Annotated in this window: 13 protein-coding genes; 9 read left to right on the forward strand and 4 right to left on the reverse strand. The window is 29.6% G+C overall.

Annotated elements, in window-relative coordinates:
* Positions 1-104: 104 nt before the first annotated feature.
* From pflB to MKD41_RS16395, 6 genes are all read left to right on the forward strand, one after another.
* Positions 105-2330, forward strand: coding sequence for a formate C-acetyltransferase (gene pflB, locus MKD41_RS03320; protein WP_240244024.1), 2226 nt, complete (start codon positions 105-107; stop codon positions 2328-2330).
* 112 nt (positions 2331-2442) lie between these two features.
* Positions 2443-3156, forward strand: a complete 714-nt coding sequence (gene pflA / locus MKD41_RS03325; RefSeq protein ID WP_256451678.1) for a pyruvate formate-lyase-activating protein — start codon at positions 2443-2445, stop codon at positions 3154-3156.
* A gap of 28 nt (positions 3157-3184) precedes the next feature.
* On the forward strand, positions 3185-4438 hold the full coding sequence (locus MKD41_RS03330) for an L-lactate MFS transporter (protein WP_240244026.1): 1254 nt from the start codon (positions 3185-3187) through the stop codon (positions 4436-4438).
* An 87-nt stretch (positions 4439-4525) separates the two neighbouring features.
* On the forward strand, positions 4526-5959 hold the full coding sequence (locus tag MKD41_RS03335) for a sulfatase (RefSeq protein ID WP_240244027.1): 1434 nt from the start codon (positions 4526-4528) through the stop codon (positions 5957-5959).
* Between the two features lie 71 nt (positions 5960-6030).
* Positions 6031-7575, forward strand: coding sequence for an arylsulfatase (locus MKD41_RS03340; RefSeq protein ID WP_240244028.1), 1545 nt, complete (start codon positions 6031-6033; stop codon positions 7573-7575).
* Between the two features lie 165 nt (positions 7576-7740).
* A complete protein-coding gene (locus tag MKD41_RS16395) occupies positions 7741-11133 on the forward strand; it encodes a chondroitinase-B domain-containing protein (RefSeq protein ID WP_305852419.1) in 3393 nt (1130 codons plus the stop codon).
* 181 nt (positions 11134-11314) lie between these two features.
* Here MKD41_RS16395 and MKD41_RS03355 read toward each other — a convergent pair whose 3' ends face one another.
* Together MKD41_RS03355 and purL are read right to left on the reverse strand one after the other, a co-directional pair.
* The gene (locus tag MKD41_RS03355) at positions 11315-12508 is read right to left on the reverse strand and encodes a threonine/serine ThrE exporter family protein (protein WP_240244029.1); all 1194 of its coding nucleotides are present in this window, start codon (positions 12506-12508) and stop codon (positions 11315-11317) included.
* Between the two features lie 172 nt (positions 12509-12680).
* On the reverse strand, positions 12681-16328 hold the full coding sequence (gene purL / locus MKD41_RS03360; protein WP_240244030.1) for a phosphoribosylformylglycinamidine synthase: 3648 nt from the start codon (positions 16326-16328) through the stop codon (positions 12681-12683).
* Positions 16329-16623: 295 nt separating this feature from the next.
* Between purL and MKD41_RS03365 the strand changes: the two genes are divergently transcribed.
* Entirely contained in the window at positions 16624-18012 is a 1389-nt protein-coding gene (locus MKD41_RS03365) for an exopolysaccharide biosynthesis polyprenyl glycosylphosphotransferase (RefSeq protein WP_240244031.1), read from the forward strand.
* 76 nt (positions 18013-18088) lie between these two features.
* Here MKD41_RS03365 and MKD41_RS03370 read toward each other — a convergent pair whose 3' ends face one another.
* Together MKD41_RS03370 and MKD41_RS03375 are read right to left on the reverse strand one after the other, a co-directional pair.
* On the reverse strand, positions 18089-19243 hold the full coding sequence (locus MKD41_RS03370) for a hypothetical protein (RefSeq protein ID WP_240244032.1): 1155 nt from the start codon (positions 19241-19243) through the stop codon (positions 18089-18091).
* 128 nt (positions 19244-19371) lie between these two features.
* Positions 19372-20394 (reverse strand): cytochrome-c peroxidase, encoded by a 1023-nt coding sequence (locus MKD41_RS03375; RefSeq protein WP_240244033.1) that lies wholly within the window; start codon positions 20392-20394, stop codon positions 19372-19374.
* A gap of 118 nt (positions 20395-20512) precedes the next feature.
* Between MKD41_RS03375 and priA the strand changes: the two genes are divergently transcribed.
* Together priA and rpsF are read left to right on the forward strand one after the other, a co-directional pair.
* Entirely contained in the window at positions 20513-22957 is a 2445-nt protein-coding gene (gene priA, locus MKD41_RS03380) for a replication restart helicase PriA (protein ID WP_240244034.1), read from the forward strand.
* 195 nt (positions 22958-23152) lie between these two features.
* A complete protein-coding gene (gene rpsF, locus MKD41_RS03385; protein WP_240244035.1) occupies positions 23153-23494 on the forward strand; it encodes a 30S ribosomal protein S6 in 342 nt (113 codons plus the stop codon).
* The last annotated feature ends 5 nt before the right edge of the window (positions 23495-23499 follow it).

Here is a 23499-nt window from a genome sequence, read left to right on the forward strand (position 1 = left end):
TAAAAGTCTATTTAGTCTTAAATAGGGTGTTTTTTATGGCTTTTAGACTTAAATTTGTAATGAGAATTAAGCAAATATTTTAAAGTTTTTTAAACAATAAAAAAATGACAGAAATCGATTTTAAAAGTGGAATTTGGAATAAAACAGTTAATGTTAGGGATTTTGTATTAAATAATGTAACACCTTATTATGGTACACATGAATTTTTAGTTGGACCAAGTTCAAAAACTGAAAAATTATGGGAAATTTGTAAAAAAGCAACATTAGAAGAAAGAAAAAACAATGGAGTACGTTCTTTAGATACAGAAACTATTTCTACTATAGCTGCATTTGAAGCTGGGTATATAGATAAAGAGAACGAAGTAATTGTTGGTTTGCAAACAGATCAATTATTAAAAAGAACAATGAAACCTTTTGGAGGTTTTAAAGTTGTACAAAAGGCATTATCTGAACATGGAGTAGAACCAAACAAAACATTAACTAACTTATTTTCTAAATATGTTAAAACACATAACGATGGTGTTTTTGATGCGTATACTGCTGAAATTAAAAAATTCCGTTCATTAGGGTTTTTAACAGGTTTACCTGATAATTATGCACGAGGAAGAATTATTGGTGATTATCGTAGAATTGCATTATATGGTATAGACTTTTTAATTGCGTCTAAAAAAGCTGATTTGGCTTCAATAAAAGGACCAATGACAGATAGCGTAATTCGTTTAAGAGAAGAAGTAGCTGAACAGATAAGGGCTTTAAGTGAAATGATAGCCTTAGGAAAAACATATGGTTTAGACTTATCTCGTGCAGCTGTAAATGCTCAAGAAGCCGTTCAATGGACATATATGGGATATTTAGCAGCCGTAAAAGAACAAGATGGTGCTGCAATGTCTTTAGGAAATGTTTCTACATTTTTAGATGTATATATTGAGAATGATTTACAAAAAGGGTTAATTTCTGAAGTTGAAGCTCAAGAGTATATAGATCAATTTGTTATGAAGTTAAGAATGGTACGTCATTTACGTATGGCTGCTTACGACGAAATTTTCGCAGGTGATCCAACTTGGGTAACAGAAGCTATTGGAGGTATGTTTTCTGATGGAAGAACTAAAGTAACTAAAACATCATTCCGTTTTTTAAATACATTGTATAACTTAGGACCATCACCAGAGCCAAATATTACAATTCTTTGGTCTTATAGTTTACCTCAAAATTTTAAAGATTACTGTGCAAAAGTATCAATTGATACTTCATCAATTCAGTTTGAAAATGATAACTTAATGCGTGAAAACCGTGGGTCTGATGATTATGGTATTGCCTGCTGTGTTTCTTATCAAGAATTAGGAAAATCTATTCAATTTTTTGGAGCTAGAACCAATTTAGCTAAAACATTATTATTAGCTATAAATGGTGGTAGATGTGAGTTTACAGGAACACAAGTTGTTGATGGAATACCAGCTTATACTGACGAGTATTTAGACTTTGATACTGTAATGGCTAATTTTAAAATTGCAATGAAAGAAGTTGCACGTGTATACAACGATTCTATGAATATTATTCATTATATGCACGATAAATATTATTATGAAAAAGCACAAATGGCTTTAATTGATACAAATCCATCAATAAATATAGCATATGGTATTGCTGGTTTATCAATTGTTGCAGATTCTTTATCAGCCATAAAATATGCAAAAGTAAAACCTATTAGAAATGAAGAAGGTTTAACTGTAGATTTTAAAATTGAAGGAGAATTTCCTTGCTATGGTAATGATGATGATAGAGTAGATGCACTTGCAACACAAGCTGTAGCTGATTTTAATAATGAATTGAAACAATTACCAGTATATAAAAATGCAGAACCTACAATGTCTGTATTAACAATTACTTCAAATGTTTCTTATGGTAAAAAAACGGGAGCTACACCAGATGGTAGAGCTTATGGTGTTGCTTTTGCTCCAGGAGCAAATCCAATGCACGGTAGAGATAAAAATGGCGCAATAGCTTCATTAAATTCTGTAGCTAAAATTAATTATAAAGATTCTCAAGACGGAATTTCTAATACATTTTCAATTGTTCCAAAATCTTTAGGAGCAAACGAAGAAGATAGAATTAATAATTTAGTAACTACCTTAGATGGTTATTTTTCTAGAAATGCACAACATTTAAATGTTAATGTATTAAATAAAGAAACATTATTAGATGCTATGGAACGACCAGAAGAATACCCACAGTTAACAATTCGTGTTTCTGGTTATGCAGTAAATTTTGTACGTTTAACAAAAGAACAACAACAAGAGGTTATTACACGTTCTTTTCACGAATCTATGTAGCTAATATTAAAAATATGAATATAATTAAGCATCAGAATAAATATTTTTTGATGCTTAATTTTTAAACTTTTGCTTTATCAAAACAACTGAGGAAATATTAAAAGTACATTCAATAGAATCTTTTGGAACGCATGACGGTCCCGGAATAAGATTGGTTATTTTTTTACAAGGTTGTAAACTTAAATGTTTGTATTGTCATAATCCAGATACCATTCAAACTTCTGGAGGTATGGAATATAACATTGAAGATTTGGTTGCTATGGCCATAAAAATGAAGCCTTATTTTGGTAAAACTGGAGGAGTAACAGTTTCTGGAGGAGAACCTTTATTGCAAGCAAAACAATTAATTCCGTTTTTTAAAAGATTAAAAGAAGAAAAAATCCACACTAATATAGATACTAACGGAAGAATTTTAAATCATTTCACAAAAGAATTGTTAGATAATTATGCCGATTTGGTAATGCTAGATATAAAACATATGACTGAAGAAGGCTATGTTGCATTAACTGGAATGCGCAATAAAGAAACAACATTTAAGTTTGCTGCATATAGAGAGGCTTCAGGCAAAAACATGTGGTTACGCTATGTTTTAATTCCTGAAATAACTAATAAACCAGAATTATTACATGCCTTGGGTAAACACTTTAAAAAGTATAAAACCATAGAAAAAATTGAGATTCAACCTTATCATAAATTAGGTATTCACAAATGGAAAGCTTTAGGTTGGGAGTATCAATTAGAAGAAGCGAGAGAAAATACACCGGAGGAATTAGAAAATGCTTCAAAAATTTTAAAAGAATATTTTAAAGAAGTAAAAATTAACTAGAATTCTTTATAAAAGTAAATAATATAGCATGAAACAAAAATTAAAAAACCGTTGGTTAATCGCATTATCTGCAATTGGAATTCATATATCTATAGGTTCTGTATATGCCTATTCAGTAATGACAAACCCAGTAAAAAATATTTTTGAAGTTGAAGGAGGTGATATAAAATGGGCTTTTAAATTAGCTATATTGTTTTTAGGTTTAACAACAACATTTTTGGGTAAATGGGTAGAGAAAATGGGACCTAAAAAAAGTGGTATAATAGCAGGTATATTTTATGGTATAGGTATTATTGGTGCTGGATTAGCTGTTCAAATTACTTCATTATCGTTGTTTTTTATATGTTATGGTGTTATTGGTGGAATTGGTTTAGGTCTAGGATATATTGCACCAGTAAGTACACTAATAAAATGGTTTCCAGATAGAAGAGGGTTAGCTACTGGTATGGCAATTATGGGTTTTGGTTTTGCAGCTTTAATTTTTGGTCCTATTATGCAAAAATTGTTTGAAAATGTTGGTGTAGCTAATACTTTTTATATTCTAGGTATCATTTATATGATACTTATTTTAGTTTCTGCAAGTTATTTATCAACTCCACCAGATGGATATTTACCTGAGGGTTTTATACCTGGAAAAGGAAATAACGTACAAAAAGATTTAGCGACTATAAGCTCAAAAGAAGCTTTAAAAACAACGTCTTTTTATTATTTATGGATTATGATGTTTATTAATATTGCCTGTGGTATTTCTTTAATTGCAGCTGCAAGTCCTATGATGCAAGAAAAATTAAATTATACACCAATTGAAGCTGCTGCTATAGTTGGTTTTATAGGTGTTTTTAATGGTTTAGGACGTCTATTTTGGTCGAGTTTATCAGATTATTTGGGAAGAATAAATATATTTATATTATTTTTTGTTTTTCAAATTTTCGCTTTTTATTTTCTTCCAAAAATAGATTCTGAATGGATGTTTTTAGCAGTATTATTTACCGTAATTACAATGTACGGAGCTGGTTATGCTATTTTACCTGCAATTGTTGGTGATTTATTTGGGACAAAAGATTTAGGTGTTATTAATGGTAGAGTTTTATCTGCTTGGGCAATTGCAGGAATTGTGGGACCAACAATCTATGATGTAATTAAAAAAAGCACAGGATCTTTAGATATTACATTAGCTGTTTTTGCTGGTTTGTTTGTGATAGCTTTAATTGTTTCAATTTTATTAAAAAAATTGATTGTAATAACGCAGAAAAAAATAGATTTAAAGAAAGTCATTGTTTAAAGTTTAAATGCTATAAACTGTTATTCGTCTAAATTAAATTAAAAGAAATTTGAATTATAGTATATTTAGAGTGCTAATATATATTATATGAAATTCCAATATTTTTTAATTTTTAGTTTATTTACTTCACTTATTTTTTCACAACAAAAGAAAAAGCCTAATGTGCTATTTATTATTTCAGATGATTTAACAACAACTGCGGTTTCTTCTTATGAAAAAAATGTTTGTAAAACACCTAATATAGATAAGCTCGCTTCTCAAGGTACACGATTTACAAAAACTTATAGCCAATATCCAGTATGTGGGCCTTCAAGAGCTTCATTGTTAACAGGCTATTATCCAAGTGCAATTAAAACGTATGGTTATGTAAGTGGAAGAGAAAATATTGGAGATTCTAGAAATACTTTACCTCAGTTATTTAAAAATAATGGATATTATACTGCTAGAGTAAGTAAAATTTACCATATGGGTGTTCCAATTGATATTGAAACAGGTTCAAATGGACAAGATGATGAGGCTTCATGGACAGAACGTTTTAATAGTCAAGGTCCAGAATGGAAAGCTAAAGGTGAAGCTGAATTAATACAAGGTAATCCTGATGGAACGCTAGAAAGAAAAGGAGGAAATGTTATGACTATTGTTAAAGCAGTTGGAGATGATTTTGTACATTCTGATGGTAAAACCGCTAAAAAGGCAATAGAACTTATTAAAAAACATAAACATGAACCTTTCTTTTTAGCTGTAGGTTTTGTTAGGCCTCATGTGCCTTTTGTAGCTCCAAAAAACTACTTTAAACCTTATCCTTTTGAAGAAATAAAAGTTCCTAAAAAAATAGATGGAGATTGGAATGATATTCCAAAACGAGGAATTAATTATGTTAATAGTAAAAATGCTCAAATGAGTTTAGAGCAAGAGAAGAAAGCAATAGCAGCATATTATGCAAGTGTTTCTTATATGGATGCACAGGTTGGAAAAGTTTTAAAAGCTTTAAAAGATGAAGGCTTAGAAGAAAATACTATTGTTGTTTTTACTTCAGATCACGGATTTCATTTAGGGGAACATGATTTTTGGATGAAAGTTAGTTTACACGAAGAATCTGTAAGAGTTCCAATGATTATTAAAGTCCCAGGAGAAGAGCCTGCTGTTTGTAATTCTTTTACTGAATTATTGGATCTATATCCAACCTTAGCATCGTTAGCTGGATTAAAAGTTTCAAAACACATTCAAGGAAAAGATTTAACACCGTTACTTTCTAATTCGAAGAAAAAAGTAAGAAATATGGCTTTTTCAGTAAGTCAAGGTGGAAAAACTCTTTTGATTAGGACAAAAAAATGGGCATACATTCAATACAATGAAGATGCAACAGCAGGAATAGAACTTTTTGATATGAAAAATGATCCACAACAATTTACAAATTTAGCAGAAAACCCAAAATATAGACGTGTTGTAAAAAAAATGAAACGTAAATTAAATACTAAACTAGCTAAAATTAGAACGAACGATTTAAATATAAAATATTAATAATTGTATTTAATACGTTTATTAAATATTTTAGTACTTTTATACTATTAATATTTTTAATGCTTCATAATATGAAATTAGAATTCAGAAGAATAGCCTTACTATTAGTTTTATTAGTAAACTTAAGTGCTTGTAAAGAAGTATCTACAAAACCAAATGCAACAAAACCAAATGTAATTTACATATTAGCCGATGATTTGGGGTATGGAGAATTAGGTGTTTATGGTCAAGAAAAAATTAAAACGCCAAATATTGATGCGTTAGCAAATTCTGGAATGTTATTTAAGCAACATTATTCTGGAGCTCCTGTTTGTGCTCCTTCTAGATATATGTTAATGACTGGAAAACATGCAGGACATGCAAGAATTAGAGGAAACGATGAATGGGATGAAAGGGGAGATGTTTGGAATTTTGAAGCAGCAATAAATGATCCAAATTTAGAAGGTCAACGTCCAATTTTAAATACTACCGAAACAATTGGAAAAGTGATGCAAAAGGCAGGTTATAAAACAGCAATTATTGGAAAATGGGGATTAGGAGCTCCGTTAACAGAAGGAATACCAACAAAAAGTGGATTCGATTTTTTTTATGGGTATAACTGCCAAAGACAAGCACATCAACTATATCCAAAACATTTATGGAAAAATGAAGAAAGAGAATGGTTAAATAATAATTTAGTAGTTCCAGGAACAAAATTAGATAAAGGTGTAGATCCAATGGATATTGCAAGTTATAGTAAGTACGAACAAGTAGATTATGCGCCAGCTAAAATGCAAACAGAAGTATTAAATTTTATTGAAGAAAATAAAGAACAACCATTTTTTATGTATTATGCTACTCCTTTACCTCATTTACCTTTGCAAGTTCCACATAAATATGTAGAGAAATATGTTGAGTTGTTTGGAGATGAATCGCCTTATTTAGGTGATAAAGGCTACTTTCCTCATAGATATCCACATGCAGCTTATGCAGGAATGATTTCTTATTTAGATGATCAAGTTGGAGAAATTATAGCTAAATTAAAAGAGTTAAATTTATATGAAAATACCATAGTAGTTTTTACAAGCGATAATGGTCCTAGTTATTTAGGTGGTGTAGATGCTCAATTTTTTAATAGTGCTGGACCTTTTAATAATAATTATGGACATACTAAAGGTTTTACTTATGAAGGAGGAATACGTGTACCAATGATTGCAAGTTGGCCTGGAAAAATTAAAGCAGGAAGTAAAACTAATCATATTTCTGCTTTTTGGGACGTAATGCCAACACTTGGTGAGCTTGTAAATACTGAAGTACCAAATGATATTGATGGTATTAGTTTTTTACCAACTTTATTAGGAAAAGATAATCAAGAAAATCATGAATTTTTATATTGGGAATTTCCTGCTCAAAAAGGGCAACAAGCTGTAAGAATGGGAGAGTGGAAAGCTGTAAGAAAAAAAATATTTAAAGGAAATAAGACCTTAGAATTATACAATTTAAAAAATGATCCATCAGAAACTACAGATGTTGCATTAAAATATCCTGAAATAGTATCTAAAATTGAAACTATTATGAAAAATGAACATACAGCTGCAGAATTAGATAAATTTAAAATTAAACAATTAGGAGATTAGTTTTTAAAACAGGCATTATTATTTAAGTATTTCCTTTGTTGTATTAATACGCTATTTTATAGATATAAACTATTTGTTTATAGTAGAATAATCCATATATTTGGTAAACCAAATTGGTAAACCAGTTTTAAATTAAACCAAATATAATTTATACTACTTGTAAATATGAAAAACAAATACAATCAAATACGTATTATTGTTAGTGTTTTATTTTTACTAATAACACAGCTTTCAATTTCTCAAACAATTTATAATATAGATGATCCAGAAGAATTAGAAGAATACACCTATGTGGCTGGTGATGAAATTATATTAGCAAATGGAGTTTATGATACGGATGAGCGTATAAAATTTGTTGGAAACGGTACTGCGGAGAAGCCTATTATATTTAGAGCTGAAACGCCAGGTGGTGTTACTTTTACTGGCGGATTAAAAATGAGCATTGGTGGAGATTATGTTGTTGTAGATGGATTTTATTGGAAAGGTGGTTATGGTGCTAGTAATTTTATTGAATTTAGAAATGGTTATGATTATGCAAATCATAGTACCATTCAAAATTGTGCAATAGATGGTTTAGAGATAGAACCAGATGATAAGGCCGATGATTTAGCTGAAGGATCAATTACAAAACATAGATGGATTGTATTGTACGGAACATTTAATACTGTTATTAATTGTTCTTTTATGAATAAAGAAAGTGCAGGTGCTTTAATATTAGCAGAATATGCTTATAATGCATTTCCACCAGTTGCAGATGGTGAACCAGAAATTAATAATAGTTGTGAACTAGTTGGGCATACTATTAGCAATAATTATTTTTACAATTTTGCTAAAATGGATGCATCATTAAGTAATTCTGGAGATAGTGAAACAATTCGTATAGGTACTAGTGAATATCAAAATGTAAATAGTGGTGCTACAGTTAGCAATAATTATTTTGTTGAAGCTAATGGAGAGAATGAAATTATTACTAATAAAAGTAAAAACAATACCTATATTAATAATACTTTTAGAAGATCTAGAGGTTCTTTAGTACTTAGACATGGTTCTAAAGCTACTGTTGAAGGAAATTACTTTTTAGGTGAAAATGTTGATGGTACTGGAGGTATTAGAATTACAGACAGTTACCATAATATAACCAATAATTATATTCAAGATTGTATTACAGTTGTAGATCAAGCAAAATGGAATAATGGAATCACGTTTATTGGTGGAAGTGATAAAGCGGATGTTGATTGTAATTCTACCAATGTTTCAAATGGGTATCAAAAAACTACAAATATTAATGTTTCTAACAATACTATTATTAATACAAATGCTCCTTTGTATTATAATACAGATAAAGGATCAACCGATCCAACCGGAGATATAACTAATAATTTAATTTATTTTACGCCAAATAATGCAAATTTAACAGATGTTATTTCTGGACAATATTCTAGTTTAGGAACAGCTCTAACATACAATAGAAATGTTTATAATGGAACCAATTTAGGAGTAACTAATGATGGTTTTACAGAAGAAACAGCAATTAATGCAATTGCAGATGGCGAAATTTATACTTTTTCAGGTGCAGATGGTAAAGGTGCAGATATGGGAATGTATAAACCAACAACAGATACTATGGTTGGCTACGGAATTGGAGCTTGCTTTTTAGATAATACTGGAGCTAAAATAACAGACGGTGATTGTACAATTGAAATTAGTGAATCTTTAATTGTTAGTTCTTTACCAGCACTTAATTATGAAGCTGATAGCTATAATGTTTCAGTGAATGCAAATGTAAGTTGGACAGCTGTTTCTAATGATGATTGGATAACTATTGATCTAAATTCAGCAACTGGTGATGCAGAAATTTCTCTTTCAGTTACTTCAAATACAACAACTACAGAAAGAACCGGTACAGTAACCTTTACGCAAAATACAGATGAAGATGCTATAGTAAAAACATTAACCATTATTCAAAATGGCGTGCCACCAACATATGGCCTTAAACTTATTAATGATGGGTCTATAAACGATAATGTAGCTGTTTATTCAGTATTTCATGAAGAAATAACAGATTCTAAAAACAATATTGCAATACATAGTTTAGATAAAGATACTGATACGCAATGGTCTGGTAACAATGAGATTTCAGAAATTAATGAAGGTACAAATGTAGGTGAAATTATTTACGATTTAGGTGGTAGTTTTGATTTGAAATTAGTTGATTATATGGCAACTAATGGTAAAACTTATGAGTTTAAAATATTAGTTTCTTCTACAACTACTGATGATACTGCATTTACAAATCCGTTTGGTGAAAGTAATCTTGTCTGTGCTACCGAAGCTGATGAATTCACAAATTTTCTTTTACCGCAGGTAGCAACTGGAACCAAATATGTAAAAATTATAGGTTTTGGTCAACCAGCTAGACCAAGTGGTTGGAATACCATTGTAGAAATTGAGTTTTATGGAGTTGCAAAGGATTTAAGTGACGATAGTGATAATGATGGTGTTATGAATAATGTTGATCAATGTAACAATACACCAGCAGGTGAAGTGGTTGATGCAGAAGGTTGTTCAGAAAGTCAATTAGATGATGATAATGATGGTGTTATGAATAATGTTGATCAATGTAACAATACACCAGCAGGCGAAGCAGTTAATGCAGAAGGTTGTTCAGAAAGTCAATTAGATGATGATAATGATGGTGTTATGAATAATGTTGATCAATGTAATAATACAACAGCAGGTGAAGTGGTTGATGCAGAAGGTTGTTCAGAAAGTCAATTAGATGATGATAATGATGGTGTTATGAATAATGTTGATCAATGTAATAATACAACAGTTGGAGCAACTGTAAATGAAGTTGGTTGTTTTGTTTTACCTGCAAATAATTTTAAAATTGAAACTGTTAGTGAAACTTGTCCGAATAAAGACAACGGAAAAATAATAATTACTACTGAAGAAAATTTAGATTATGTAATAACCATTAATGAAGAAACATATAGATTTAATAATAGTTTAGAAGTTGATGGGTTAGAACCAAAAAACCACGATTTTTGTATTTCAGTAGAAGGAGAAAGCTTTGAACAGTGTTTTAATGCTATTGTTGAAGCTGGTACAACTATATCTGGTAAAACGTCAATTACTTCAAACAAAGTAATTATTGATATTGAAAAAGGTACTGCTCCTTATAATATTTCTATAAATGGGAAAGAAGCTTTTGTAACTATGAATAATTCATTTTCATTAGATGTTATGCATGGAGATGTTATTCAAGTTAAAACCAATATAGAATGTGAAGGTGTTTTATCAAAACAAATAGATTTATTTGAAACCATTACAGCATATCCAAATCCAACAAATGGAAAATTAGCAATTAATTTACCTGTTGAAATGGATAATGTAAAAATTGAATTATTTACGATGCATTCGCAATTAATTTCATCAAAAACATATAATGTTGACTATGGAAAAGTAGTAATTTCTTTAGAAGATTTGCCTACTGGAGTTTATTTAGCAAAAATTATGTTAGATAAACCTAAAACTATTAAAATTATTAAGGAATAATTGTAAATTTAGTTGATCTGAATTTATTTACTCATCCATAACTTATTTTAAAATAAGAAATTTGAGAGTTTAGAAATTCAGGTTCTAATAGTAATTGATTTTATTAGATAAGATTCTGAAATAAATTCATAATGACGGGTTTCTAGACGTTTTAGATGTTTTTTTAATTAAATCTTCTTAATTAACGTTTTCTAAATACTCCAGAAAACAATAAACCACCAATAATTCCCATTAAAGTATAAGCTACTTGTTCGTAAATATTATCAGCAATTATAATTGATGAATTTAAAAAAGAATTGCTTAATCCCATAAAAGATTTACTACCTGGAACAAGCATTACAATACCTTGTGTTAAAAATACTGTTTTTGGTGTTTTTGTAATTCTATTAAAAAAGTGACTAATAGCAACAGCCATAATTGTACCAATAAAAGTACTAAATAGCACACCATATCCTGAAAATAATACAGTAGTAAAAAATACAAGAACTCCAGTAACTGCACCAAAAACCATATCTTTTTTTCGTACTTGAAAAATAGCTAAAAGACTTATAGAAAATAAGGGAATACCACTAAACATAATCCAATGTGGTAAATTGGAAACATGAACTAATTGCTTAAAATCAATAATAGAAGCCATTAAAGCTAAACCTAATAATACTCCAAAAAATTGTTTAAATAAAGATATAATTGAATCAAACAACTTTGCTCCGCCAGAGACTAAACTTTTTGATGTTATTTCTTCTAAGGCTGTAGTTATTGATAACCCGGGAATAAAAATAATTATGGAAGATAAAATTATGATTCCAACATTAAGTTCAGGAAATATTAAATGTAATAAACTAGCAAGTACTGTTACTATAAAAGAGGCTAAAGATTCTAAAACGGTTTCTAAATAATTAGATCTGGTAGATAAATAAACAAGTGGATAAACCAATGCACCTAAAATCAATGCGAAAATTAAAGAAATCCAGTTAGTGCCAATCATTAAACTAAATGCTCCTGAAGCCACTGCATAAGAAACAGTTAATATAAAATGATTAATTTTAGTGGACTCTTTATTGATTTTGTCTAATTCTAGAACTACTTCTGTACTGTCAATTTCTTTTGAAATTACTTTATTTGTAACTTCATCTACACGAGATAATCCACCTAAATTTAAAACTCCAGGAGGAATACATTCTATATAATTATAGGTTTGTTCATCTTCATAAAATACATAATTTATCCAAGTAGGTAAGTCCATAAACACACCTTTTATATCTTCCGTTTTAGACACTTTAGTTAAATAAGATTGCACTTTGTAAGAAGGCACACCATAAATATGAAGGGCTTTCCCTAATTCAATAATGTGTTTATATTTTTCAGGAATATTCATTTGGCTTAATTCAATTTAAAAAATGCAAATGTAAACTATTGAATGATATGTTTTTAAAATAATTTATAAGAATTTCTCACGTTTTAATTTTTACATTTAATGTAAAGAATTATTGAATTAAAAGCATAAAAAAAGCTCTCATTAGAGAGCCTTTATTAGATATGCATTATTCTTATTTGGTAAGCCATTTTCTAGCATTTACAAAAGCTTCAGCCCAAGGAGAAACTTCGTCTTTTCTTCCAGCAGGGTAGTTTGCCCAGTTCCATTGAAAAATAGAACGTTCAATATGTGGCATCATTACTAAATGTCTACCATCTTTAGAGCTCATCATTGCTGTATTATAATCTGAACCATTTGGGTTTGCAGGATAACCTTCGTAACCATATTTAGCTACAATATTGTATGCGCTTTCTTCCATTGGTAAGTTAAATTTTCCTTCTCCGTGTGAAATCCAAACTCCTAATGTACTTCCAGCTAAACTAGAAAGCATTACCGAATTATTTTCTTGAATAGTTACTGAAGTAAAATTACTTTCGTGTTTGTGAGAATCGTTATGTAACATTTTTCCGTGTATTTCGTGTTCTGGATTTATTTCTTCTAATTCCATAAACAACTGGCAACCATTACAAATTCCAACAGATAAGGTATCTTCTCTTTTAAAGAAATTTTGTAGCGCTGTTTTTGCTTTTTCATTGTATAAAAATGCACCAGCCCAACCTTTTGCAGAGCCTAAAACATCTGAATTACTAAATCCGCCAACAGCACCTACAAATTGAATGTCTTCTAGGGTTTCACGACCAGAAATTAAATCGGTCATATGCACATCTTTTACATCAAAACCAGCTAAATACATTGCATTAGCCATTTCACGTTCAGAATTCGATCCTTTTTCACGAATAATAGCTGCTTTTGGCCTTGGTTTTGTTGCATCAATTTCTGGAAGTTTTCCTGTAAAGTGATCTGGGAATGTATATTTTAAAGGTTGTACTTTATAATTATTAAAACGTTCTTTAGCTAAATTATTTGCTGTTTGTTTATTGTCTAATAAATAAGAGGTTTCAAACCAAATATCTCTGTATTTTGCAATGTCTAATTTACAAGGGCCAAAATCTAATGTTGCTTCATTAGTTACGGTACCTAGTTTGTAAAAAGAAACATTATTTTTAGTTAGTTTATCCTCAACCAAAGCGTTTTCTTTTGCTTGAAAAACAATTCCAATATTTTCAGAAAATAAATATTTGATAATGTCTTTTTCTTCAAAAACTGAGAAATCTATTTTTAAACCTAAATCAGTATCGGCAAAACACATTTCAAGCAATGTAGTAATTAAACCACCACTTCCTATATCGTGACCAGCAACAATAGCTTCTTCAGAAATTAATTGTTGAATGGTATTAAATGCATTTTTAAAAAAAGCAGTATCTTTAATAGTTGGCGCGTCATTTCCAATTTTATTGAGTGTTTGTGCAAAAGAAGAGCCTCCTAATTTAAAATCGTCTTGCGAAAGATTGATATAATAAACTGAAGCACCATCTTTTTGTAAAACAGGCTCTACAACTTTTTTAATATCAGTACAATTTCCGGCTGCGGAAATAATTACTGTTCCAGGTGCAATTACTTCGTTGTTAGGATATTTCTGTTTCATAGATAAAGAATCTTTACCTGTTGGTACATTAATACCCAATTCAATAGCAAAATTTGAAACAGCTTCAACAGCTTTGTATAAACGAGCGTCTTCACCTTCATTTTTACAAGGCCACATCCAGTTTGCAGACAAAGAAATACCTTTTAAACCATTTTTAATAGGCGCCCAAATAATATTAGATAGAGATTCTGCAATGGCAGTTCTACTACCAGCAACAGGATCTATAAGCGCTGCAACAGGTGAATGACCTATTGAAGTGGCAATACCTTCTTTTCCGTTATAATCTAAAGCCATTACACCCACATTATTTAAAGGTAATTGTAGCGGTCCGGCACATTGTTGTTTGGCAACTTTACCACCAACACAACGGTCTACTTTATTTGTTAACCAATCTTTACAAGCAACGGCTTCTAACTGCAATACTTGTTCTAAATATGTTGAGATATTTTGGATTGAATATTCTAAGTTTGAATAATCATAAACAACAGTTTTGTCGTTCATAATTGTTTTAGGTGAACTTCCAAACATATCATTCATTTCTAAATCCATAGGTTTTTCGCCAGTAGTTTTAGATTCAAAAGTAAAACGGTTGTTGTTCGTAACATCACCAACTTCGTAATAAGGAGAGCGTTCACGATCTGCAACTCTATGTAGGTATTCAGCATCTTCTTTTCCAATAACCAATCCCATACGTTCTTGAGATTCGTTTCCAATAATTTCTTTTGCAGAAAGGGTAGGGTCACCAACTGGTAATTTATCTAAATCGATTAATCCACCAGTTTCTTCAACTAGTTCAGATAAACAATTTAAATGTCCACCTGCACCGTGATCGTGAATAGAAACAATACTATTTTTATCGCTTTCTACCATTCCACGAATAGCATTTGCGGCTCTTTTTTGCATTTCAGGATTAGAACGTTGTACGGCGTTTAATTCAATTCCGCTTTCAAATTCTCCAGTGTCTGCTGAAGAAACTGCAGCTCCACCCATTCCAATTCGGTAGTTGTCACCACCTAAAATTACAATTTTATCACCCGAGTTTGGTGTGTCTTTTAAAGCTTGTTCAGCTTTTCCATAACCAATACCGCCAGCTTGCATAATTACCTTATCAAAACCTAATTTACGTGCTTGTTCTTCGTGCTCGAAAGTTAATAAAGAACCCGAAATTAAAGGTTGTCCAAATTTATTTCCAAAGTCTGAAGCACCATTAGAGGCTTTTATTAGAATATCCATAGGAGTTTGGTATAACCATTTACGTTCTTGCATACCGTTTTCCCAAGGACGATTTTCTTTTAAACGAGAATAAGAAGTCATATAAACTGCCGTACCTGCTAAAGGAAGAGAACCTTTTCCTCCAGCTAAACGGTCTCTAATTTCTCCACCTGAACCTGTTGCAGCTCCGTTAAAAGGCTCTACAGTTGTAGGGAAATTATGTGTTTCAGCTTTTAATGAAATTACAGATTTAAAATCTTTTTTCTCGTAAAAATCTGGTTTATCGGCAGATTTTGGGGCGAATTGTTCTACGGTCGGTCCTTCAATAAATGCTACATTGTCTTTGTAGGCAGAAACAATTCCATTATGATTTGTTTCTGAAGTTTTTCTAATTAATTTAAATAATGATGAAGGCATTTCTTCACCATCAATAATAAAAGTTCCGTTAAAAATTTTATGTCTACAATGTTCAGAATTTACTTGTGAAAATCCAAAAACCTCAGAATCGGTTAATTTTCTGCCAATTTTTGCACTTATGCTGTTTAGGTATTCAACTTCTTCATTACTTAAACTCAATCCTTCTTGTATGTTGTAAGCTGCAATGTCATCAATGGCTAAAACTGGTGCAGGTTTGGTATTTATAGTGAAAATATCTTGATCTAATCTTGAATATTTTTGAAATATCATTGGATCAAAGACTTCATCTTTAGTTGAAGCTATAAATTCTTCAATTCTAATAATACCATCAATAGCCATGTTTTGTGTAATTTCCACAGCATTTGTACTCCAAGGAGTAATCATAGCAGCTCGTGGTCCAATAAAAAAAGCATCTATAGATGCCTCTTCAAGTTTTGGTTGATTTCCAAAAAGCCAATTTAATTTTTGCGTGTTTTCTTGCGCAAAATCTTTTGACGTTTGCACAGCATATATTTTACTGTTTTGGTTTCCAAAGAAATGAATCATATGTAAGATTTATTTGAATATAGTTAGAAAAATGCAAATTTAACCAAAATATTAGAAATGTCTTTGTTAGTTTTTACAGAATTTAAACAGTTATTAAATGAGTTTTAAACAATTTATACTATAAAATAGGTAGTGAGTATTTTAAAGTATCTTGTAAATTAGTAGTTTATCTGCGGTTAGTGTTAGATTATCAGTGTTTTAGGTTGCCAATATAAGCTTGCGTTTAAAATTAATTTTTAAAATTATAAAACAACTCTAAGTATGTATATTTATAAAAAATTTAATTAGGTGTTTTATGTTTCAAAAAAGCATTAACTTTTCAATTTCTGAACGAAAATTTCTATTGAGATTTTTTGATGTATTAGTTGTAATAATTGGATTGTTTTTAGTGTTTTATTTTTTCGATTTTCATTATTTTAAACCTAATGATTCAAATTTTTATGGTTATTTAATTGTTCTAATTTGTTATGTGTTGTTTTTTGGACAATTATTTGAAATGTATAATTTAAAGGTTTCAAATGATGCTTATCAAACTTTAAAAAACACATTGATTACAGGGCTTTTAACTACTTTTTTTTATGTGTTTACGCCGTTTATTACGCCTGTTTTACCTGTAAATAGGTTACAGATAGTATATTTATTTTTAGCAATTACTATTTCAATTTATTGTTGGAGATTTATTTATATTCAATTTATTTTTTCACCATTATTTTTTAATAAGATTTTAATTATTGGATCTAACAAAGAGTTTATTGAAACTCTAATTAAGGATATAAAAATGAAAGCTCCTTATAATTATATTGTGGGGTATGTAAGTCCTAATAGCATTGAAAATCTTTCAATAAATTATATTAAAGCAACAAACTTAGATCTTAAAAAATTGGTGAAAGCTCATAAAATTAAAGAAATTATAGTTGAAGACTTTCAAAAAAATGAATTTATAAATAATTTTACGCCTAAGTTAATTTCACTTTTTAATGAAGGTATAATTATTACAAGTTCAGAAAAATTTATGGAATTTATTTATAAATGCATTCCTGAAAGTCAATTAAATGAGAATTTTTATAATTATTTAAACTTTAGTTTAAATCACCAAAATAGAATCTATCTTATTTTTCATAGATTATTTGATATAATAATATCGTTTATAGGTATTTGTTTTTTAATTTTAAGTATTCCCTTTATAGCTATTGGAAATTTATTTTTTAACAAAGGATCTTTATTTTATTTGCAAGAAAGAGTAGGTAGAGGTGGTGTTTTGTTTAAAATTATTAAATTTAGAACTATGGTTCCAGGTGCCGAAAAAAATGGTGCAGAGTGGGCACAAAAAAATGACTCTAGAATTACTAAATTCGGAAAGTTTTTAAGAAATACTAGATTAGATGAGGTGCCTCAATTTATAAATATTTTAAAAGGAGAAATGAGTGTTATTGGGCCTCGTCCAGAGCGTCCAGAGTTTGTTGAATCATTAAGTAAAGAGTATCCATTTTATACAATTAGAAATGTAATTAAACCAGGTTTAACAGGTTGGGCTCAAGTTGAGTATCCGTATGCAAGTTCTAAAGAAGAGCAGTATGTGAAGCTACGATACGATTTATATTATATGAAAGAACGTAATTTATTGCTTGATTTTAAGATTATTATAAAAACAATAAGTACCGTTTTATTTTATAAAAACAGATAAAAAAAACACCGAAATATTTAAATTTCGATGTTTTTAATTTAACCTTTAACTAATTTTAGTTAGTAATTAACTATTATTAACTTCTTCTTTTAGTTTTACTGCTAGATTTAGATGCTGTACTTTTAGTAGAACTTCTAGTTGTAGGTGTAGAAACACTTCTTTTTTGTGTACTTCTATTTGGTGTATAAGATTTAGAACTTTTTGTTCTATTTTGATTTATTGAACTACTTCTATTTTTAGAACTATTTGAGCTCCTATTTTGGGCAGTTCTAGTAGGAGTGTTAGTTTTTACTGTTTTTGTACGTGTTATAGTTGTACTAGTATTTCTTTTTTGAGCTGTGCTATTTCTATTTCCAACAATATTAGTGTTACTACGTGTGCGGTTGTTTACAGAAGAATTTCTGTCGTTTCCAATTATATTAGTACTACGTGTACGATTATTTACAGAAGAATTTCTATTAGTACCTATAACATTTCTTTTTACTTGAGTATGTGATTTACTTGTATTTTTATAAGCAATATTACTTGTTCGTCTTTTAGGTACATTAGTTGCTATACGTTGTCTGTTATTACTTTTAGCATATGTTTTATGTCTGCTGTAATATTTATTGTTTTTATAATATTTGTTTCTAGAATGATTGCTATAATATCTATAACGATTAGGTTTGTAATTATGTCTGTAAGGTTTGTAACTTACAATTCTAAAATCGAATAATGGTCTAGAAAAATAATTATGGTATGGGTGAAATACATATCTACGGTTGTAACTATTTATATAGCCAGAGTAGTGAGAATAATATCCATAATTATCATAGTATACTCTAAGTCCACCCAATCTAACTAATCTGTTATTATTGTAATTAATGTCTACATTTCCAACTTTTACTACACGTCCATAATAATCGTAATAAATAGGGATATTTTCTATTTGAATGATTGCTCCATAGTCGTCATATTGAACATAAGCATCGTAATTATAGCCAGAGTTATAGCTTATGTTTATACCATTACTATTGTAGTTAGCGCTAAAATTACTACTTGGATTTATATAAAAATCGAATTCACCATTTTGAAAAACAGAAAATGTTACACCATTTTCAACAAATGTAAATGAATCTCCGTAATCATTATAAGAATTATGGTTTGTTGAGGTTGTATTAGTTGTGTTTGAAGCGAAAGTTCCAAAACTAACTAATAAAAAGATTCCGAATAAAAGTATTTTGTTTTTCATAATGTTTGTTTTTAAGGTTACTACTAAAATAGCTGGTTAGTTAGCAACTACGTTAGTTTTAAAACAAACAACGTGCCAAAAAAAAGTCCGATAAAATATCGGACTTTAAAATGTATAAAAATAGGTGTTTAAATATCGTCTGGTAATTCTCCAGTTAAAGAATTTAAAAAAGCAAAAATAGCTTCTAGTTCATCAGTAGTAAATTCTTTATCTAGTTGTACTTTAGCCATTATTTGTATCGCTTCTTTTAAATCGTAAACACTTCCATCATGAAAATAAGGATATGTTTTAGCAATGTTTCTTAATGATGGTGATTTAAAAATATATTTATCAGATTCTTTTTCTGTAACTTCAAATTTACCTTCATCAATTTTTTCACTTTGTGTATGTTTCCAATAATCATCAAATATTCCAAATTTTTGATGCATATTACCTCCTAAAGCTGTTCCAGAGTGGCAAGCAACGCAACCTTTATCTATAAATAATTGTAAACCTTTAATTTCTGTAGATGTAAGAGCAGTTACATCTCCTTCTAAAAAATCGTCAAATTTAGATGGTGTTATTAATTTACGTTCAAAAGCTCCAATGGCATCTTGAATATTTTTATAAGAAATAGGACTTTTATCTTTAGGAAAAGCTATTTTAAATAGTTCATTGTATTCTTCTTCTTTAGAAAGTCTTTTAACAACTTCTTCTTCACTAGGCATTGCCATTTCTACAGGATTTAATATAGGTCCTCCAGCTTGTTCTTCAACATCTTCGGCTCTTCCATCCCAAAACTGATTTATATGTAATGCGGCGTTAAAAACTGTAGGTGAATTTCTAGTACCTAAATTACCATCGTTTCCAGGAGATGTACTTAAATTATCAACTCCGTATGTTTCTAAATTATGACAAGTATTACAACTTTGTGTATTGTCTTTAGATAATTTATTATCAAAATATAATTTTTTTCCCAAGGCAACTTTTTCTTCTGTAATAGGGTTGTTTGGGTTTTCAGCAACTTTAGGTAGTAAGCCAAAAAGTGCAACAGATTTTTGTTGAAGTGCTACATATTCTGGATTTACTTTTTCTTGTTCTTTGTTCTTTTGTTTCTCTTTACATCCAATAAAAAGAGTAACTAATAAGCTAGCAATTATGTATTTTTTCATACGAAACTAATTTAAGTTTAAATTATCTCAAATTTAATAAATTTGTTCTTAAAAAAAGTAACTTATATAACAGATTTTAATTTTTTTATATAATATTTGTCATTCAAATTATTAGAGATTGAACTACTATTGTAACGTAATATTACCAATTCCACTTTCTAAGTTATTTACTTATAAAATAACTGAAGCAGAGGCTAATTTTTTAAAGCCAGGAATGCGTATTGCAGTAGAGTTTGGTAAATCTAAAATATATACAGCCTTAGTTTACAATATTCATAATACAGCGCCAGTAGGATATGAAGCTAAAGATATTTATCAAATTTTAGACGAGTTTCCAATAGTTAACCAACTACAATTAAAACATTGGGAATGGTTGGCTAATTATTATATGTGTGCTTTAGGCGAAGTTTTTAGAGCAGCTTTACCAAGTGCATTTTTATTAGAAAGTGAAACAGAAATTCAATTAGTAGCCGGTTTTACCAATGAAGAAATCTTATCTGACGAAGAATTTTTAATTTTTGAAGCCTTACAACATCAATCTCAACTTTCAATTTTTAAAATTATAGAAATTTTAGGTAAAAAGAATGTATTTCCCATAATTAAAACATTGATTGAGAAGAATGTAATTGTAGTTAAAGAGCAAATTTACGAACAATATAAGCCAAAACTTATAAAATATATCCGTTTAAAAGCTCCTTGGGATTCAAATGATAAATTATCTAAATTATTAGAAGAGTTAAGTAGGGCAAAAAAACAACGTGAATTAATTTTAACATATTTTCAGTTACAAAGTTTAAAAAAACCAATAAAAGCTACAGTACTTCAAGATAAAGCAGGTACTTCAAGTTCTGTACTAAAATCGTTGATAGATAAAGAAATTTTAGAGTATTATTTTATTCAAAAAGATCGTATTAATTTTAATGGAGTTTCTTCAGAAATTAAAGAGTTAACAAGTCATCAACAAGAAGCGTACAAAGGTATAAAAACATCATTTGAAACCAAGAAAGTAACTTTATTAAAAGGTGTTACTAGCAGTGGTAAAACTGAAATATATGCTAAATTAATAAAGCAATTATTAGAAGATGGTAAGCAAGTACTTTATTTATTACCCGAAATAGCTCTAACCACGCAATTAATAGAAAGATTACAGTATTATTTTGGTGAATATTTATCTGTCTTTCATTCAAAATATTCTATGAATGAACGAGTAGAAGTATGGAATAATGTATTAGAAAATAAACAAAAAGCGCAACTTATTTTAGGTGCTAGATCTTCATTGTTTTTACCGTTTTCTAATTTAGGGTTTATTATTGTTGATGAAGAACACGAGCTTTCTTTTAAGCAATATGATCCTGCTCCACGTTACCACGCAAGAGATGCTGCAATTGTTTTAGCAAGCCAGCATAAAGCTAAAGTTTTATTGGGGTCGGCAACGCCAAGTGTTGAAACTTTTTACAATGCGCAACAAGGTAAATATGGCTTTGTAGAATTGAACAGACGATTTGGAGATGTTTTATTACCAGAAATTGAATTGGTTGATGTAAAGGAGAAATATAGAAAAAAACGAATGAAAGGTCATTTTTCTGATAGATTATTAGAAATGATTCAAGATGCGTTAGATGAAAAAGAACAAGTTATTTTATTTCAAAATAGAAGAGGGTTTGCACCAGTTGTAGAATGTGAAACATGTGGTGTTTCTCCTCAATGTCCGCAATGCGATGTAAGTTTAACGTTTCATAGTTTTAGAAAAGAATTACGTTGCCATTATTGTGGCTATAGGCAAGCAATGCCTCATAATTGTGGTGCTTGTGGAAGTGAAAAATTAAACACAAAAGGTTTTGGAACTGAGCAAATTGAACAGGAATTAGAACAATTGTTTCCAGATGTGTCTATTGGTAGAATGGATTTAGATACAACGCGAGGTAAATATGGATATCAAAAAATAATAGGTAAATTTGAAGCGCAAGAAATTGACATATTAGTTGGTACACAAATGCTTTCTAAAGGGCTAGATTTTGCAAATGTTTCTTTAGTTGGAATTATGAATGCAGATACGATGCTTAATTTTCCAGATTTTAGAGCACATGAACGCAGTTATCAATTAATGGTTCAAGTTGCAGGAAGAGCAGGAAGAGCAAAAAAAAGAGGTAAAGTAGCCATACAAACCTTTAATCCTTACCATCAAATTTTACAGCAAGTTTCTACTAATTCTTATAATGAAATGTTTAAAGAACAGTTAGACGAACGCTGGCAGTACCATTATCCACCATTTTATAGAATTATTAAAATTACGTTACGACATAAAGATTATGTTAGGGTGGAAGAAGGAGCTAATTGGCTAGGTAAATCTTTAACAAATATTTTTAAAGAACAAATTTTAGGGCCAACAACGCCTGCAATATCTAAAATTAGAAACTATTACATTCGTCATATTATTATTAAAATTCCGCAAAAACAATCATTAGCAGTTACTAAAAGTAATATTTTACGTGTTAAAAATTCATTTCAAGCGATAAAACAATTTCGTTCTATTAAATTTAATATAGATGTAGATAATTATTAAGGTGGTTTAAAAGTTGAAAATTTAAAAGTTGAAGTTTTACGGTTTAACTTGGTTAAGTTGTTGGTTTTAACAAGCAGCACCGCAATACTAACTACTTAATATTAAATACTTTATTTTTTATTAATTTATGACTTGTTAGTTCCATAAATAACTGTATATTTGCAGCCTTAAAAGTAAAACTTAAAATTATAAATTATGAATCATTACGAAACTGTTTTCATTTTGAATCCCGTTTTATCTGATGTACAGATAAAGGAAACAGTAAAGAAGTTCGAGGACTATCTTGTTTCTAAAGGTGCCGAAATGATCTCAAAAGAAGACTGGGGGCTAAAAAAATTAGCGTATCCAATCCAAAACAAAAAAAGTGGTTTTTATCACTTATTTGAATTCAAAGTAAGCGGACAAGAAATTAGCGCTTTTGAACTTGAATTTAGAAGAGATGATAGCGTTATGCGTTATTTAACTGTAAAGTTAGATAAACATGCTGCTGCTTGGGCTGAGAAAAGAAGAGAAAGAGTTAAAGCAACTAAAAAATAAGAGTT

It is taken from the genome of Lutibacter sp. A64 (genome assembly GCF_022429565.1).
GTDB lineage: Bacteria > Bacteroidota > Bacteroidia > Flavobacteriales > Flavobacteriaceae > Lutibacter.

Bases quoted from the DNA above. Each gene is read 5' to 3' on its own strand.
- rpsF (WP_240244035.1), top strand. From the start codon at position 23,153: ATGAATCATTACGAAACTGTTTTCATTTTGAATCCCGTTTTATCTGAT.
- MKD41_RS03370 (WP_240244032.1), bottom strand. From the start codon at position 19,243: ATGAAAAACAAAATACTTTTATTCGGAATCTTTTTATTAGTTAGTTTT.
- MKD41_RS03375 (WP_240244033.1), bottom strand. From the start codon at position 20,394: ATGAAAAAATACATAATTGCTAGCTTATTAGTTACTCTTTTTATTGGA.
- MKD41_RS03335 (WP_240244027.1), top strand. From the start codon at position 4,526: ATGAAATTCCAATATTTTTTAATTTTTAGTTTATTTACTTCACTTATT.
- MKD41_RS03330 (WP_240244026.1), top strand. From the start codon at position 3,185: ATGAAACAAAAATTAAAAAACCGTTGGTTAATCGCATTATCTGCAATT.
- purL (WP_240244030.1), bottom strand. From the start codon at position 16,328: ATGATTCATTTCTTTGGAAACCAAAACAGTAAAATATATGCTGTGCAA.
- MKD41_RS16395 (WP_305852419.1), top strand. From the start codon at position 7,741: ATGAAAAACAAATACAATCAAATACGTATTATTGTTAGTGTTTTATTT.
- MKD41_RS03340 (WP_240244028.1), top strand. From the start codon at position 6,031: ATGAAATTAGAATTCAGAAGAATAGCCTTACTATTAGTTTTATTAGTA.
- MKD41_RS03355 (WP_240244029.1), bottom strand. From the start codon at position 12,508: ATGAATATTCCTGAAAAATATAAACACATTATTGAATTAGGGAAAGCC.
- MKD41_RS03365 (WP_240244031.1), top strand. From the start codon at position 16,624: ATGTTTCAAAAAAGCATTAACTTTTCAATTTCTGAACGAAAATTTCTA.
- pflB (WP_240244024.1), top strand. From the start codon at position 105: ATGACAGAAATCGATTTTAAAAGTGGAATTTGGAATAAAACAGTTAAT.